Below are 16317 nucleotides of genomic sequence, written 5' to 3' on the forward strand. Positions count from 1 at the left end.
GCTCTCACGTGGTCGAACACCTGTTCGACCACCTGTCGGGCTCAGCGCCCAGCGGGCGGGGCCGGTCGCGGGGCGGTGAGGTCCAGCTCGGGGCGCGGCCGGGGGAGTGCGAGCGCGCCGGCCCCCGTCCGTCGCCAGTCGCGCGGGGTGAGCCCGAAGGTCGCCCGGAAGCGGCGGCTGAAGTAGGACGGGTCGGTGAACCCCCAGTGCCGGGCGATCACCGCGATCGACCGGTCCCGGCTGCGCGGGCTGGCCAGCTCGGCCCGTGCACCCTCGAGCCGCTGGTGGATGATCCACTGCTCGAGGCTGACGTGCGCGGCAGCGCACACCCGGTAGAGCTGGCGCACCGAGATGGCGTGCGCGGCGGCGACCTGCTCGGCGTCCAGACCCGGGTCGATGAGGTGCTGGCGCACGTAGCTGCGCACCCGGGTCAGCAACGTCTCGGCGGCCACGTCCTCCACCGACCGCGTCGGGCCGGCCGCCGAGGCGAGCAGCGCCCGGGTGAGGTCGACCGTGGCGGAGGCCAGCGCGTGGACCAGGGGCTCCCCGGCCAGCCGCTCGGCGTCCCGGGTGACCTCGGTCAGATGGGCACGGACCAGTCCGTACAGCGGGCTGCGGTGGGCGAGTGGCAGGGCCCGGCGGACGTCGTCGACCGGCAGCCCGAGCCGGCTCACCGGCACCTGCAGGGCACGGCACACCCCCGGGCCGACCCACCGGTACTCGTAGGGGGAGGCGAGCTCGGTGAGCACCAGGCCGCCGCGCGGCACCGTGCGCTGGGCACCGAACTGCTCCTGCATGCCCACGCCGACCTCCTGGACGGCGAAGGAGACGGTCGGCACGACGTCCTCCCGGGCCGCCCGCGCCGAACGGGCCAGCACGGGGTCGCCCGCCAGGGCGGCTCGCAGCACCGGGACCCCGCCGAGGTCCCAGCCGTCCAACCGCGCGTGCGAGGCCGCTCCGGGTTCGGCGAACCGGACCCGGGACACCATCGTGGCCTCGAGCCGGGCGACGACCTGGGCGGGACGGCGCTCGGCCGGGGGGAGCTGGTCGGTGTCGAGGAGGGTGACCACGGGCGCTCCCAGGGGGTGGGACCACGGCGACGCTGCCCTGACGACGTCGATCCTGGAGGGGCGCGACCGGCGGTGTAAAGGCTCCCACCGGTCGCGGTCGCCGGTGCCGGGCGGTCGGCAGCCAGGGTCCTGAGCCCGTCACGGAGGGTCCACCCGGCGTTCCGTCGTCGCCCCTAGCGTCAGGGTGCAGCCCGTGGCCGGACCGGCCGCGGCTCTCACGTGGAGGACCCCGTGACCACTCCGACCCCGGTGCCCGTCGTGTTCGTGCACGGACTCTGGCTGCACGCCAGCAGCTGGACGCCGTGGGTCGAGCTGTTCGCCTCCCGCGGCTACCAGCCGGTCGCCCCCGGCTGGCCCGGTGACGCGGCCACCGCCGAGGAGACCCGTGCCCACCCGGAGGCGGTCGCCGGTGTGGGCATCGACGACGTCACCGAGCACCACGCCGCCCTCATCGCCGCGTTGCCTGCGCCGCCGGTGGTGGTCGGCCACTCCTTCGGCGGCCTGATCGCCCAGAAGCTGCACGGCATGGGGCTGTCCCGGGCGTGCGTCGCGCTGTCCCCGGCCCAGTTCAAGGGCAACCTGGTGCTGCCGCCGGTCCAGCTCCGCAGCGCCTGGCCGGTGCTGTCCCACCCGGGGCTGCGGAAGGGGACCTGGTCGCACTCGCCGGACAGCTTCTCCCGGTCCTTCGCCAACGCCGTCCCGCGGGCGGAGTCCGACCACCTGCTGGCCGCGCACGGCATCCCCTCGCCGGCCCGCCCGCTGTTCCAGGCCAGCGCCGCCACCTTCGCACCGCGCAGCGAGGCGCGGGTCGACACCAGGCGCGAGCGGAGTCCGCTGCTGCTGATCGCCGGAGGCCGGGACCGCACCGTGCCCGAGGCGACCGTCCGGGGCGCCTACCGGATCCAGCGGCGGAACCCCGGGGAGACCGAGCTGGTGACCTTCCCCGACCGCGGCCACTCGATGGGCGCGGACTCCGGCTGGGCCGAGGTCGCACACACCGCCCTGGACTTCCTGTCCCGCAACGACGTCGGTGCACCCGCGGCCACCGCCCAGAGTTGAACACCCCACCCCGCAGAGGAGAACCACCGTGCCCTTCGTCACCACCCCCGACGGCGTCGAGATCTTCTACAAGGACTGGGGGACCGGCCAGCCGATCGTCTTCAGCCACGGCTGGCCGTTGTCGGCCGACGACTGGGACGCCCAGCTGCTGTTCTTCCTGCAGCACGGCTACCGCGTGATCGCCCACGACCGGCGGGGGCACGGCCGCTCGACCCAGGTCGGCGACGGGCACGACATGGACCACTACGCCGACGACCTGGCCGCGCTGACCGCCCACCTCGACCTGCACGACGCCGTGCACGTCGGCCACTCCACCGGCGGCGGGGAGGTCGCCCGCTACCTCGGCCGGCACGGGGAGGACCGGGTCGCCAAGGCCGCGCTGATCAGCGCGGTGCCGCCGCTGATGGTGCAGACCGACGCCAACCCCGGTGGTCTGCCCAAGAGCGTCTTCGACGACCTGCAGGCGCAGCTGGCCGCCAACCGGTCGCAGTTCTACCGCGACCTGCCCAGCGGGCCCTTCTACGGGTTCAACCGGCCGGGGGTCGAGGCGTCGGAGGCTGTCATCCAGAACTGGTGGCGGCAGGGGATGATGGGCGGCGCCAAGGCGCACTACGACGGCGTCGTCGCCTTCTCCCAGACCGACTTCACCGAGGACCTGGCGAAGATCACCGTGCCGGTGCTGGTCATGCACAGCGAGGACGACCAGATCGTCCCCTACGCGGACGCGGGGCCGCTGTCGGCGGAGCTGCTGAAGAACGGGACGCTGAAGACCTACACCGACTTCCCGCACGGCATGCCGACCACGCAGGCCGACACGATCAACGCCGACCTGCTGGCCTTCCTCCAGGGCTGACCACCCGCCCGGGGCGGCTCACCCGCCCTGGGGCGCGTGCTTCGCCTTCGTCGTCCGCTTCTTCCGCGGCTGCAGCCCGTTCGCCAGCACGTCGGCGACGGACTGCACGCCCGGGTGCGCGGCCAGCTCCTCGGTCGGCACCGGCAGCGGGAGGCACCAGTTGGGCCGGTCGGTGGCACCGGGCATGTTCGGCCGGCGCTCCTCGGCCAGCGCGTCGTCCAGCGTGGCCGACAGCAGGGTGCACGGTGCGCCGGCCAGCCGCTTGTAGGCCGCCGTCACGGCCTTGGCCGGTGTCGCCTTCTTCGGCACCTTCCCCAGGTGCTCCAGCAGCGAGGCGCGGCCGCGCTCCAGCTCCTCGTCGGTGCCCAGCCCGTGCTCGCGCTGCTCGGCGAGGTCCGACCCGGTCCACAGCCCGGGGATGGTCGGCAGGTCATGGGTGGTCACCGCGGCCATCGCCTCGGCGGGCCAGCGGGCGGGCTCGTCGTCTTCGAACCAGAGCAGCTTGTAGGACAGGATCCCGTGCTCGGCCATCGCCTCGCGGACGCCGGCCTCGACGGTGCCGAGGTCCTCGCCGACGACGATCGCCTCAGCCCGGTGGCTCTCCAGCGCGACGATGTCGAGCATGTCCTCGTAGGGGTAGCGGACGTAGGCGCCGTCGGCGGCGCTGCCGTCCGAGGGCACCCACCAGAGCCGGAACAGCCCCATCACGTGGTCCACCCGCAGCCCGCCGGCGCCGGCCATGGTCGCCCGGATCGACTGGACGAACGGCTCGTAGTCCGCCGCCTGCAGCTGCCAGGGGACCAGCGGCGGGGAGCCCCAGTCCTGGCCCTGGCTGTTGAAGGCGTCCGGCGGAGCGCCCACGCTCACGCCCTGGGCGAGCACGTCCTGCCACGCCCAGGCGTCGGCTCCGCCGCCGGCGACGCCGATGGGCAGGTCCTGGATGACCGTGATGCCCTCGGTGGCCGCCCGCAGCTGGACGTCCAGCAGCCACTGCAGCCAGGCGTGGAAGGCGACCTCCCGGTCCCGGGCGGCCGCGAAGTCCCGGACGGCCGCGCCGCGCGGGTCCTGCAGCTCCCGGGGCCAGCTGTGCCAGTCCGGGCCGTGCTGGTCGGCCAGCGCGCACCAGGTGGCCCAGTCCATCAGCGGCTGGCCCTGGTGCCACCACCAGTCGCGGAAGGCCTGCTCGTCCCCGCCGCTGTCGGGCCGGGCGTCGAAGAGGCGCTGCAGCACCCGGCGCTTGAGCGCCCAGACGGCGTCCCGGTCGATCAGCTCGCCGTCGTTGAGCGCGCGCCCGGCGTCGGCCTCGACGTCGACCGCGTCGGCGCCGGGGACGTCGGCGATCCGCAGGTACAGCGGGTTGCGGAAGCGGCGGGTGGCCGGCAGGTAGGGGCTGGCCTCCTGGCCGGCCGTCGGCGCCACCGCGTGCAGCGGGTTCACCAGCACGAAGCCGGCGCCCTGGTCCTGCGCGAACCCGCGCACGGTGCGCAGGTCGCCCAGGTCACCGATGCCCCAGCTGTCCTGGCCGCGGGTGGCGTACAGCTGCACCGCCCAGCCCCAGCCGCGCCAGCCCTCGGGCAGCCAGCACCGGCCGGGGGAGACGATCAGCCGGCGCTCACGACCGTCGGGCGTGCGCAGCCGGTGGTAGCCCAGCGGGAAGTCCTCGGGCAGCTCACCGTCGACGTGCCGGGTCTGCCCGTCCTCGCACTCGACGTCGGCGGCGTCGACCTCGAGGGCGTCGCCGGGGCGGGCGACGATCGGGACGCGGTCGAGCAGGTCCTCCGGCGGCGTGCCGATGACCTCCCGCAGTCGGGCGATCGTCGACTCGGCGACGGTGTGCTCCTCGTCGAGGGCGTCGAGCCAGCTGGCGTCGATGCCCCAGGCGTCGGTCGTGGGCTTCGGCTGCGGCGCGGTGCTCGTCACGGGTCGATCCTCACCGGTCAGGGTCCGGTTCGCCGGGTGGGACGGCTGCCGACCGCCTCACACCCCGTTCTCGGGGAGGCCGGGCGGGGGTCGCAGCGCGCCGGCGATGGCGGTCGCGACGGCCAGCAGCACGGCGACCACGGTCAGCGCCTGCAGCACGCCGACGGACTGCCCCAGGATGCCGATCAGCGGCGGGCCGCCGAGGAAGGCGCAGTACCCGATCGAGGCGACGACGCTGACCCGGCCGGCCGAGCGGGCCGGGTCGTCGGCCGCGGCGCTCATCCCGACCGGGAAGCCCAGCGAGGTGCCGGCCCCCCACAGCAGGGCGCCGGCGAAGGCGACCGCCGGGTGCCCGCCGAAGACGAACAGCAGCAGCCCGGCGACGCTGAGCACCGCCAGCGCCCGCACCAGCGGCACCCGGCCCCAGCGCTCCAGCAGCGCGGGGCCGACCCAGCGGACCGCCGTCATGGCCACCAGGAAGACCGCGTAGCCGAGCGTGCCGACCACGGCCGAGGTGTCGTGCCCGTCGATGAGCGCGACGCTGATCCAGTCGTTGGCGGCGCCCTCGGCGAAGGCGAAGGCCAGCACGAAGACGCCGATGAGCAGGGTCCGGGGCTCCCGCCAGGCCCGCAGGGCGCTGTCCCGGGGAGCCTGCGCGGCCTCGCCGGTGCCGTCGTCGTGCACGTCCGGGACGAAGCTGCGCACGGCCAGCGGCACCGCGACGCCGACCAGCACGGCGACGGCGAGCAGGTGGGCCAGCACGGACACGTCCAGGGCCACCATCGCCGCGCCCACCCCGGCGCCGACGACCGTGCCGAGGCTGAAGCCGGCGTGGAAGCGGGACATGACGGCCTTGCCCAGCAGCCGCTCGACCACCGCGGCCTGCACGTTCATCGCGACGTCCCAGGCGCCGTTGGCCACGCCCATCAGGAACAGCCCGCCGACCAGCAGCAGGACGCCGACCTGCGAGCCGGCCGCGACCAGCGCCACCGCGACCGCCAGCAGCACGGCCATCGAGGTGACCGTGCGGCGCGAGCCGAACCGGGCGATCAGCGGTCCGGACGCCGGCAGCGCGACGACCGAGCCGGCGGCGATGGACAGCAGCACCAGGCCGAGCTCGGAGGGGCCGAGGTCCAGGTGGCTGCGCACCTGCGGGATCCGCGAGGCCCAGCTGGCGAAGGCGAAGCCCGAGCCGATGAACGCCGCGTAGGTGGCCCGGGTCGCCGCCTGCACCTGGCTCCCACTCGGTGCCGGGCGTGCGTCGGTGGCCGTCATGCGGTGTCCTCGGGGTCGGCGGTGCGGTCAGGGTGGGGAGGGTGGACCGCCCGGGCGACGATCTCCCGGGTCTGCGCCCGGGAGACCGGGGCGGTGGAGAGCACCTTGTGCATCACCAGGCCCTCGATCAGCGCGTCGACGCCGCGGGCGGTGACCGGGTCCACGAAGCGCTCCAGCACGCTGCGGCTGCGGCGCATCCAGGACTCGGTGACGGTGCGCAGCGACGGGTCGCGCAGCGCCGCCAGGTACAGCTCGTAGGCGACCGCCCAGTCCCGGTCGTCGGCATCGGCGTCGGCGTGGACCAGGGCGGTGACCGCGTCGACGACGTCCTCGGTGGTGCGCACGGCGGCGAAGTGCGCCTCGTACCGCACCGCCATCCGCTCGGCGTGCACCGCGAAGGCCTGCGTGCGCAGGTCGTCCAGGCCGGTGAAGTGGTAGGTCAGCGAGCCCAGCGGCACGTCCGCAGCGGCGGCGATCAGCCGGTGCGTCGTGCCGGCGACACCCCGCTCGGCGATGACGTCGATCGCCGCCTCGACGATCCGGTCGTGCCGGTCGGGGTCGTGCCGGCGGACCGGGCGATCGGCCTCCGCGGTCATGTGTACGAGCGTACACATCGATGTGTACAGCCGTACACGGTCATGCCCGGCGGGGCTTCGCCCGCCGGGTCGGCGCTGCCGTCGCCGGGTCCTCCGGCCAGGGGTGCCGCGGGTAGCGGCCCCGGAGCTCGCTGCGGACGGCGGGGTAGCCCGTCCCCCAGAAGCCGGCCAGGTCGGCGGTCGTGGCCACCACCCGGCCGGCGGGGGACAGCAGCTGCAGCCGCAGCGGCCGGCCGGCGACCACCGGCGCGGCGGCCCAGCCGAACACCTCCTGCACCCGGACCGACAGCGTGGGCACCCGCGGGTCGGCGTAGTCGACCCGGACCCGCGACCCGGTCGGCACCTCGACCCGCTCGGGCACCAGCTCGTCGAGCCGGCCGGCCAGCTGCCATGGCAGCAGCGCGCGCAGTGCACCGACGACGTCGACCCGGGCGAGGTCCCGGCGGCTGCGGGCCGCGGTGACCGCCGGGCTCGCAGCGAACGCGGTCAGCAGGGCCTCGTCGTCCACCGCTGGCCACGGCGCACCGAGCCCGGCGTGCGCGGCGGCGAGCCGCTGCCGCAGCCCCGTCGCGGCCGGCGTCCAGCTGAGCAGGCCGAGCCCCTCGCCGCGCAGCCCCTCGGCGACCGCCGCGGCCACCGCGGCCGGGTCCGGGTCGGCCAGCGGTCGCTCGCGGAGCACGATCGCGCCCAGCCGCTCCACCCGCGCGGCGGCCACGTCCCCGTCCCGCCAGGCCACCTCGGCGGCGTCGGAGTGCGCGGCCGCGCCGGCCTCCAGCGCGGTCGCCTCGGCGACGGCCACCGCCGTGCGCACCCGGGCGTCCCGCCGCCCCGGGGAGCGGTCCGCGGCGGCGACGGCCAGCCACTCCGCACCGCCCAGCGCGGTGCCCGGCGCCAGCTCCGCGCCGGTGCCGGCGGCCAGCAGGTAGGTCCGCTCCGCGCCCGGACGACGGCGGGCCAGCCACTCGGGGTGGGCCAGGCCGACCACCAGCCCGGCGGCGACGTCGTCGGGCAGGTCGGTGCCCGGCGCCGGGGGCGTCGCGCGGGTGAGCCGGTCCACCTCGTCGCGCCAGCGGGCGTCCCGGGTGCGGCGCAGCTCCCGCCAGCCGGCCACCAGGTCGTCGGAGCGGGACGGGACGTCGGCGGACAGCAGCGCCACCACCTCCGCGGCCCGACGTCGGCCGACCAGCGGGGCGCCGTCGACCAGCGCGCGGGCCAGCCGCGGGTGCGCGCCCACCGCGGTGAGCGACCGGCCGCGCGCGGTGACCCGGCCGGCGGCGTCGACCGCGCCGAGCTGGTGCAGGGTCTCCCGGGCGACGGCGAACGCGGCGGCCGGCGGGTCGTCGGGCAGCGCCAGGCCGGCCCCGTCCGGGGCGCCCCAGCAGGCCAGCTCGAGGGCGAGGCCGGTGAGGTCAGCGGCGGCGATCTCGGGCTCCGCCGCGGCCGGCAGCCGGTCGTGCTCGGCGGCCGACCAGAGCCGGTACACCCGGCCCGGGGCCTCCCGTCCGGCCCGGCCGGCGCGCTGCACCGCCGCCGCCCGGGACACCCGCACGGTGGCCAGCGCCCCCATGCCGCGGGCGACGTCGAACCGGGGCACCCGGGCCAGGCCGGCGTCGACGACCGTGCGCACGCCCGGGACGGTCAGGCTGGTCTCGGCGACGTCGGTCGACAGGACGACGCGGCGCCGAGGGCCCGCGGTCAGGGCCGCGTCCTGCTCCGCGGCGGGCAGCCGGCCGTGCAGCGGCCGGACGTCGGCGTCCACGCCGGCCAGCAGGCCGGCGACCCGGCCGATCTCGGCCGCCCCGGGCAGGAAGACCAGCACGTCGCCGGTCGTCTCGGCCAGCGCCCGGCGGACGGTGCCGGCGACCGCGGTGAGCAGTCGCGGGTCGACGCGGGTGCCCAGCGGCGGCTCGACCGGCGGGCTCGGTGGGCACCACACCGGCTCGACGTCGTGCAGCGCGCCGGTGGCCTCCACGACCGGGGCAGGGTGCTCGGGACGGCCCATGAGCACCGCCAGCCGGCCCGCCTGCGCCGTCGCCGACATGGCCAGCAGCTCCAGCTCGGGGCGCAGCGCCGCGCGGACGTCGAGGGCGAAGGCCAGCGCGAGGTCGGTGTCCAGCTGCCGCTCGTGGCACTCGTCGAGCACGACCGCGCCGACGCCGGGCAGCTCGGGGTCGGCCTGCAGCCGGCGGACCAGCAGCCCGGTGGTCACCACCTCCACCCGGGTCGCGGCGCTGCGCCGGCTGTCGCCGCGCACGCTGTAGCCCACCGACGCGCCGACCGGCTCACCGAGCAGTGCGGCCATCCGCCGGGCCGCCGCCCGGGCCGCCACCCGGCGGGGCTCGGCGACGAGCACGGTGCCGGCGACCCGGCCGGCCAGGGCGAGCGGCACCAGGGTGGTCTTCCCCGTGCCCGGAGGCGCGACGAGCACCGCGGCGCCCGCGGCCGCCAGCGCGGTGTCCAGCGCGGGCAGCACCGAGCGGACCGGGAGGTCGGTCCCCGGCGTCCCGGTCGGTGGCAGCACGAGCTCAGTCTGGTGAGGCCTTGTCGCAGCGCCGGAGCCGGGCCAGGCTGGACCCACGGGGACAACGACGTCTCACCGGAGGTCCGCGTGGCGGCACACGGCAGCAAGGACAGCAGCAAGGAGGCCTCCGGGGCGCCCGCGCCCCGGGCGCCGGAACGGGTGCGCAACGTCGTGCTCGTCGGCCGGCCGGGGGCCGGCAAGACGACCCTGGCAGAGGCCCTGGTGGTGGCGACGGGTGCGCTCACCCGGGCCGGCCGGGTGGAGGACGGCACCACCTGCCTGGACACCGACGAGGTCGAGGTCCGGCTGCAGCACTCGGTCGGCCTGCACGCCGCGACGGTCGAGCACGCCGGGCACCGCATCACGCTGCTCGACACCCCCGGTGCGCCGGACTTCGTCGGGGAGCTGCGGGCGGCCCTGCGCGCCGCCGACGCCGCCCTCTTCGTCGTCTCCGCGGTCAGCGGTGTCGAGGCCGCGACGGTGCAGCTGTGGGACGAGTGCGCCGCGGTGGGGCTGCCCCGGGCGGTCGTGGTCACCCAGCTCGACCGGGCCCGGGCCGACGTCCCGGCCGTCGTCCGGGCCTGCCAGGAGCAGCTCGGCCTCGGCGTTCACCCGCTGCAGGTCATCGACCCTGCGGGCGGCGGGCTGACGTCGCTGCTCGAACCGGACCAGGGCGACGCCGAGGCCGGCCGGCTGCGCGCCGAGCTCATCGAGGCGGTGATCGCCGAGAGCGAGGACGAGTCGCTGATGGACCGGTACCTGGCCGGCGACCCGGTCACCGCCGCCGACCTGGTGCCCGACCTGGAGACGGCGGTCGCCCGCGGCGCCTTCCACCCCGTGCTGTGCGCCGCCCCGCTCGCCGGTGTGGGGGTGGCCGAGCTGCTGGACCTGCTGGTGAGCGCCTTCCCGTCCCCGCTGGAGCGCCCCTGCCCCGCGGTCTCCCGCCCCGACGGCGCCCCGGCCGGCGCGGTGGGCTGCGACCCCGCCGGGCCGCTGGTGGCCGAGGTGGTGAAGACGACGACCGACCCCTACCTCGGCCGGATCTCGCTGGTCCGGGTCTTCTCCGGCACCCTGCGCCCGGATGCCGCGGTGCACGTCTGCGGCCACGGCACGGTGCACGGCTGGGGGGAGAACCACCCCGACCACGACGCCGACGAACGGGTGGGCACGATCTCCTGCGTGCTGGGCAGCACGCTGCGGCCGGTGGCCGAGTGCCCGGCCGGGGACATCTGCGCGGTCGCCCGGCTGGGCAGCGCCGAGACCGGTGACACGCTGTCCGACCCGGCCCGGCCGCTGCTGGTGACGCCGTGGCCGCTGCCGGACCCGCAGCAGCCGGTCGCGGTGGCGGCGGCGTCCCGCAGCGACGAGGACCGGCTGGCCGGCGCGCTGACCCGGCTGGCCACCGAGGACCCGGCGGTGCGGGTCGAGCGCCGGGCCGACACCGGGCAGCTGCTGCTGTGGACCGTCGGCGACGCGCACGCCGAGGTGCTGCTGGACCGGCTGCGCACCCGCTACGGGGTGAGCCTGCAGACCCCGCCGGTGCTCGTGCCGATGGTGGAGACGCTGACCGGCTCGGCCCGGGTGACCGCGCGGCACGTCAAGCAGTCCGGCGGGCACGGGCAGTACGCCGTCGTCGTCCTGGAGGCGCAGCCCGGGCCGCCCGGGTCGGGGATCACCTTCAGCCAGCGGGTGGTCGGGGGAGCGGTGCCGACGGCCTACCACGGCAGCGTGGAGAAGGGCGTGCGCGTGCAGGCGGCCCGCGGGGTGGGCGGCAACCGGCCGCTGGTCGACGTCGCCGTCACCCTGGTCGACGGCAAGGCGCACTCGGTCGACTCCTCCGATGCCGCGTTCCAGTCCGCCGGGGCGCTCGGGCTCCGGGAGCTGGCCGAGGCGGCCGGGACCACCGTGCTGGAGCCCTGGTGCGCGGTCGAGGTGACGGTCCCGGCCGAGCACGTCGGGCCGGTGCTCAGCGACCTCGCCGGCCGCCGCGCCCGGGTGACCGGCAGCGTCGCCGAGCCCGACCGGGACGCCACGACGGTGCTGGCGGAGGTGCCGGAGCGGGAGCTGCTGAACTACGCCGGCGCGCTGCGGTCGGTGTCCCACGGCACCGGCCGGTTCACCCGCCGTCCGCTGGGCCACGAGCCCGCGCCGGCCGCCGTCGTCGCGGAGCTGCAACCCGCCTGACCCCGGCTGCACGGCCGGCATCGCGGGCTCGACCGGTCACCCGGGCGAGGTCATGATGCTTGCCGTGGTCACCGGAACGCCCGCAGTCGTCCCGTCCGACGTCCTCGACGACCTGCAGGACCGGTTGCGCCGGTACCGCGCCGTCCCCACCGCCTCGACGCTGGTCCCCGACCACGGGGTCGACCAGGCGGCGCTGGCCGACCTGCTCGCGTACTGGGCCGACGGCTACGACTGGCGGGTGCACGAGGACCGGGTCCGGGCACTCCCGTGGGAGGTCGTGGACACCTCGCTGGGACCGCTGCGGCTGGTGCACCAGCGGTCGGCGGACCCGCAGGCCACGACGGTCGTGCTGCTGCACGGCTGGCCCGACTCGGTGCTGCGGTTCGAGCGGCTGCTGCCGTTGCTGGGCGCGCACCACGTCGTCGTCCCGGCGCTGCCCGGTTTCCCGTTCGCCGCACCGGTGCCGACGGGTGGGCTGGCATCGGCACAGCTCGCCGAGGTGGTCGCCGACGCCCTGGCCGGGCTCGGCGTCGACCGGTACGTCATCTCTGCCGGGGACGTCGGGTGCGACGTCGCCGAGGCGCTGGCCGCAGCACACCCGGAGGCGGTGTCCGCCCTGCACCTCACCGACGTCTCCCAGTACCACTTCCTCGACGCGCTCCCCGACGACCTGTCGGCGACCGAGACGGCGTACGTCGCGCACGGCCGGCACTGGCAGGCGACCGAGGGCGGGTACATGCACGAGCAGTCGACGAAGCCGCGCACCCTCGCCGTCGGCCTCGGTGACTCCCCGGCCGGGCTCGCTGCCTGGCTCCTGGAGAAGTACACCTCCTGGACCGATCACGGCGGCGACGTCACGACGGTGTTCTCCCGCGACGAGCTGCTGACCTGGATCACCGCCTACTGGGTGACCGGCGCGATCGGCACGTCGTTCACCCCCTACGCGCAGAGCTCGGTCCCCGCCGGGCGGCCCGTCGCCCCGGCGGTGTTCACCGTGGGCCCTCGGGACCTGGTCAACGCCCCCCGCGAGTTCGCCGAGCGGGTCTTCGCCGTGCACTCGTGGCACGACCTCCCCTCGGGTGGCCACTTCGCCGCCTGGGAGCAACCGGCCGCGTACGCCGTCGGGGTCGCCGAGGCGGTCGCCCTCGCCCGGGCAGGGGAACCGCGGGCGTGATCACCTCGGGCTGGGGGGTGCTTCCGGCCCGAGGTGACGACGCTCAGCCGGAGGTGATCAGCCGGCGGGTCACCGGTCGCCGCCCGGTGGGGTGAACTGGCTGACCGTGAACTCGGCCCCCTGCGGGTCGCGCAGCAGGGCGTTGCGGGTCCACAGCTCGTCGGCCGACCGGAGCACCGTCGCGCCCAGGCGTCCAGCGGTGGCGACGCTGTCGTCCCGGTCGGCGACGGTGAAGGTGACGTGCCAGTGCGCCGGCTCGTCGGCGGTCACCACCAGGCTGCCGATCACGTCGGCAAAGCCCGGTGGCGCCGCGGCCTGCCGCTCGTGTATCCCGGGGTCCACGGTCGCTGCGAGGTGGTCGCCGTACCCGGGCACCTGCAGCATCGTCCCGGCGCCCTGCGCCATGTCGACGGCGAGCCAGCCGAACAGTGACGTGTAGAACGCCATCGCCGCGTCCCGGTCCGGGGTGTGCAGGTCGCTGAAGTTCCAGGTGCCGGGGGCGTTGGTGAGCTGCGCGCCGAGCCGCCGGCGGGCCTGCCACAGCCCGAACTCCGCTCCCTGCGGGTCGGCGCACGCGGCCGCCCGGCCGCCCGGGCCGGCGTCCGCGGGAGGGGCGAGGACCGTCCCGCCCGCAGCCGCGACGGCGGCAGCGGTGGCGTCGGCGTCGTCCACGGCGACGTAGGTGTTCCAGGTTGCGGTGCTGCCGGTGCCCGGCCCGAGCGCGGCGACGTCCTGGCCGTCGAGGGTCGCGATCAGGTAGGAGCCCGGCGCGTCCGGTGGCACGGCGTCGGTGAGCGTCCAGCCGAACAGCCCGCGGTAGAAGCGGCCCGCCGCCTCGAGGTCGGGCTGCTCGCTGTCGATCCAGCAGGTCACGCCGTGGGGGTAGCTGCGTTGCCCGGCCATGTCGCCTCCGCTGACGGGGCGGCTCACGCTAGCCGACGGCGGTGCTCATCGCCCACGGTTGCGTCAACGGGGTCGAGGTCAGCACGTGCTCGGGCGTGCCGTTGATGAAGCTCGCGAACGGCTCGACGTCGGAGGTGGGCCAGTACCCGGCCCAGCAGTCGAAGGTGCCGCGGCCGAGCAGGACGTCGTCCTGGCGGTCGATGACCCGGCTCAGGTTCGCGAACACCTCCTCGTCGACGTCGAACACCCAGTCGCCGGGTTCTTCCGCGACCCTGTCCACGGACAGCAGCTGGTACAGCACGACCTGGCGCACGGGGGTTCCTCTCGACGTGGAGCTGACGAGGACACGACCTCTGGGCGGTGCCGGGTTCATCGGCTGGGACAGGCCCGGAACTGTCGTACCCCCCGCCTACGGTCGTGGCATGCAGCGGCTCAGCGGTCAGTCCTCGATCGAGGGTGTGCTGGTGGACTGGGTGAGCGTGCAGGCCGAGCCCGATCCGCGGTTGCCCGCTGCGTGGGCCTCTGACGTGCAGGTCGCCGCGCGGCTGCAGCAGCTGGAGCGGAACCGGGCGCGGGACGTCGCGGAGGAGGCGGAGCTGATCCTGCGGTTGGCCGCGCTACGCCCCGATGACGACGACCCGGTCCCCGGCTCTCCGGGTGCGCCCAGGGCGTGGCGGCGGACCGATCCGGAGTTCCCGGGGGTGAGCGAGTTCTTTCCCCGCGAGGTCGGGCACGCACTGAACCTGGGCCGGGGGACGGCGGCGTTCCGGGCTCGGCGGGCGTTCATCTGGCGGGACAAGCTGCCCGCCACCTTCGCGTTGCTGCGGCGCGGGGAGATCGACGAGCGGCGGGCCGGGAAGCTGGCCGAGGTGCTGGCCCACGCCGCGCCGGAGCTGACCCGGCAGGTGGAGGCCCGGCTGCTGCCCGAGGCGTCCTCCCTGGCGCCGGGGAAGCTCGGGGGGCGGGCGTTGGAGCTGCTGGCCGAGCTCGACGCCGACGCGATCGAGGAGCGGCAGGCCGAGGCCGAGCAGGCCGCCGACGTGCGCGCCTGGCCGACGGCGAACGGGATGGGGGTGCTGGCCGGGGACATGACCGCGGAGCAGGCCGCGGCCTGTCACGCGATGATCGACCAGCTCGCCTGGATGGCCAAGGCCGACGGCGACGACCGGCCGATCGGGCAGATCCGTGCCGAGGTGCTGCGGCTGCTCATCCTGCGGCCCGCCGACTCCGGCCTGCCCCGGATCACGATCGACCTGACCGTGACCGCCACCCTCGACCGGCAGGGTGCGCTCGCCGGCGGGGTGGTGAACGGGTTCGCGGTCACCGCCAGCCAGCTGCGGGAGCTGCTCACCCGCTTCGGCGCCCTGGGCCTGCAGGCGCCGGCCGGCGGGTCGTTGACCGTGGCGCTCACCGACGAGGACGGCCGGCTGCTGGCCACTGCGACCGCCGCCGACCTCGCCCGGCTGGCTGCCACGGGCTGCCCCGACCACCCCCAGGACGACGCCGACATCCTTCGGGACGGCGCCGGCACCGGGGTGGTCGGGTGCGGGTGTGCGGTGCTCGGACCCCCACCGGACACCGACCGCTACACCCCCACCGCCGGGCAGAAGACGTTCGTCACCACCCGGGACCGCACCTGCCGGATGCCCAACTGCGGGCAACGGGTGGGCTGGGCCGACCACGACCACGTCGTCCCGCACTCCCGCGGCGGGGCCACCAGTTGCACCAACCTGTGCTGCCTGTGCCGCAGCGACCACCGGCTCAAGACCTTCGCCCCGCGCTGGCGGTTCCGGCTGGACCCCGACGGCACCCTGCACGTCACCAGCCCCTCCGGGGTCACCCGCACCTCCCGACCACCGGGCCTGCGACCACCTGAACCCCCGCCCTCACCCGACGAGGCCGACGAACCGCCACCGTTCTGAGGAGCGCCGTGACGACGTGGCTGCTGGTGCCCACCCCTGCTCGGGCCGGCGGTGCTCGCACCGCTGGCAGCGGAAGCTGCGTTCCCGCGGGAACGCGGTGCGGCTGCCCGACGCCGAGCTGCGGGCGCAGGTGGCCGCGGAGGCGCCCCGGGATGCCGGCGGACTCCTACGCCGTCGCCGTCCCGATGCCGGCGAGCTGGCCGCAGGAAGACGTCCGGTACGTGCAGCTGTCCGCGGCCTACGAGGCCGACGCCGCGGCGGCGCGGCAGCGGGGCTGGACCGTCACCGGCGACGGCAGCGGCCGGTACATGGACGTCGCGACCCGGCCGGCAGCCGTCGCGGACATGCGCACGGGCTGAGCGGTGCCTCCGGGGCGTGGAGGCACCACCCAGCCCGTGGTGGTCAGCTCGGTACCCGGTCGAGGAAGCCGAACACGTTGGCCAGCCGGCCGTCGTCGTCCCGCACCGCCACGTCGAAGCCGGCGATCGGCGCCTCGGGTGCGCCGGCCGGGCCGAGCTCCCAGGTGAACCGGGCCTGGTCGTGGTGGGCGTCGACCGGACCGGCCAGCCGGAAGACGAACCCGGGGAACTGCTGCTGGACCGCGCCGATGGTCGCCGCGATCGCCTCGCGGCCCTCCGCGTCGACCAGCGGGTCGGTGTACCGGGCGTCCTCGGCGTACAGCGCGGTCACCGCCGCGCTGCGGGCGTCGGCGTCGGTCTCGTTCCAGGCCGCGATGTAGCGCTGGGCCAGGGTGTCGAAGTCGGTCATGGGGTGTCCTTCCCGCGGTGGTGCCGACCCGCCTCCCGGGCCGTCGGGGACCAGCCTGGACACGTCAGGTCA

General features: G+C 76.1%; 14 protein-coding genes. 6 read left to right on the top strand and 8 right to left on the bottom strand.

Annotated elements, in window-relative coordinates:
* Positions 1-41: 41 nt before the first annotated feature.
* The gene (locus tag FHL79_RS07060) at positions 42-1070 is read right to left on the bottom strand and encodes a helix-turn-helix domain-containing protein (RefSeq protein ID WP_138757911.1); all 1029 of its coding nucleotides are present in this window, start codon (positions 1068-1070) and stop codon (positions 42-44) included.
* A gap of 231 nt (positions 1071-1301) precedes the next feature.
* Between FHL79_RS07060 and FHL79_RS07065 the strand changes: the two genes are divergently transcribed.
* Both FHL79_RS07065 and FHL79_RS07070 read left to right on the top strand, forming a co-directional pair.
* Entirely contained in the window at positions 1302-2129 is an 828-nt protein-coding gene (locus FHL79_RS07065) for an alpha/beta hydrolase (RefSeq protein ID WP_138757912.1), read from the top strand.
* A gap of 28 nt (positions 2130-2157) precedes the next feature.
* Complete coding sequence (locus FHL79_RS07070; protein WP_138757913.1) at positions 2158-2982, top strand: alpha/beta fold hydrolase; 825 nt, start codon at positions 2158-2160, stop codon at positions 2980-2982.
* A gap of 18 nt (positions 2983-3000) precedes the next feature.
* On the opposite strand, the gene malQ is transcribed toward FHL79_RS07070, so the two are convergent.
* Genes malQ through hrpB form a run of 4 tightly spaced genes read right to left on the bottom strand, consistent with a single transcriptional unit; the run spans position 3001 to position 9294 of the window.
* Positions 3001-4902 (bottom strand): 4-alpha-glucanotransferase, encoded by a 1902-nt coding sequence (gene malQ / locus FHL79_RS07075; RefSeq protein WP_138757914.1) that lies wholly within the window; start codon positions 4900-4902, stop codon positions 3001-3003.
* 57 nt (positions 4903-4959) lie between these two features.
* Positions 4960-6177: an MFS transporter gene (locus tag FHL79_RS07080; RefSeq protein ID WP_138757915.1), complete on the bottom strand. Its 1218-nt coding sequence runs from the start codon at positions 6175-6177 to the stop codon at positions 4960-4962.
* Complete coding sequence (locus FHL79_RS07085) at positions 6174-6773, bottom strand: TetR/AcrR family transcriptional regulator (protein WP_138757916.1); 600 nt, start codon at positions 6771-6773, stop codon at positions 6174-6176. The genes FHL79_RS07080 and FHL79_RS07085 overlap by 4 nt, the downstream gene beginning before the upstream one ends.
* Positions 6774-6813: 40 nt before the next feature.
* A complete protein-coding gene (hrpB, locus tag FHL79_RS07090; protein WP_138757917.1) occupies positions 6814-9294 on the bottom strand; it encodes an ATP-dependent helicase HrpB in 2481 nt (826 codons plus the stop codon).
* Positions 9295-9381: 87 nt separating this feature from the next.
* Between hrpB and FHL79_RS07095 the strand changes: the two genes are divergently transcribed.
* Positions 9382-11478, top strand: coding sequence for an elongation factor G-like protein EF-G2 (locus FHL79_RS07095; RefSeq protein ID WP_138757918.1), 2097 nt, complete (start codon positions 9382-9384; stop codon positions 11476-11478).
* A gap of 64 nt (positions 11479-11542) precedes the next feature.
* Positions 11543-12652: an epoxide hydrolase family protein gene (locus FHL79_RS07100; protein ID WP_246080464.1), complete on the top strand. Its 1110-nt coding sequence runs from the start codon at positions 11543-11545 to the stop codon at positions 12650-12652.
* A 69-nt stretch (positions 12653-12721) separates the two neighbouring features.
* On the opposite strand, the gene FHL79_RS07105 is transcribed toward FHL79_RS07100, so the two are convergent.
* A complete protein-coding gene (locus FHL79_RS07105) occupies positions 12722-13555 on the bottom strand; it encodes a VOC family protein (RefSeq protein ID WP_138757920.1) in 834 nt (277 codons plus the stop codon).
* A gap of 28 nt (positions 13556-13583) precedes the next feature.
* Positions 13584-13868 (bottom strand): dihydrofolate reductase family protein, encoded by a 285-nt coding sequence (locus FHL79_RS07110; protein WP_179966083.1) that lies wholly within the window; start codon positions 13866-13868, stop codon positions 13584-13586.
* A gap of 109 nt (positions 13869-13977) precedes the next feature.
* Between FHL79_RS07110 and FHL79_RS07115 the strand changes: the two genes are divergently transcribed.
* Entirely contained in the window at positions 13978-15477 is a 1500-nt protein-coding gene (locus tag FHL79_RS07115) for an HNH endonuclease signature motif containing protein (protein WP_138757921.1), read from the top strand.
* A 152-nt stretch (positions 15478-15629) separates the two neighbouring features.
* Positions 15630-15836 (top strand): hypothetical protein, encoded by a 207-nt coding sequence (locus FHL79_RS07120; protein WP_138757922.1) that lies wholly within the window; start codon positions 15630-15632, stop codon positions 15834-15836.
* A gap of 43 nt (positions 15837-15879) precedes the next feature.
* Here the strand turns inward: FHL79_RS07120 and FHL79_RS07125 are convergent, their stop codons facing one another.
* On the bottom strand, positions 15880-16245 hold the full coding sequence (locus FHL79_RS07125; protein WP_138757923.1) for a nuclear transport factor 2 family protein: 366 nt from the start codon (positions 16243-16245) through the stop codon (positions 15880-15882).
* Between the last annotated feature and the right edge of the window lie 72 nt (positions 16246-16317).

The organism is Modestobacter altitudinis (genome assembly GCF_005930475.1).
In the GTDB taxonomy this organism is placed as follows: domain Bacteria; phylum Actinomycetota; class Actinomycetes; order Mycobacteriales; family Geodermatophilaceae; genus Modestobacter; species Modestobacter altitudinis.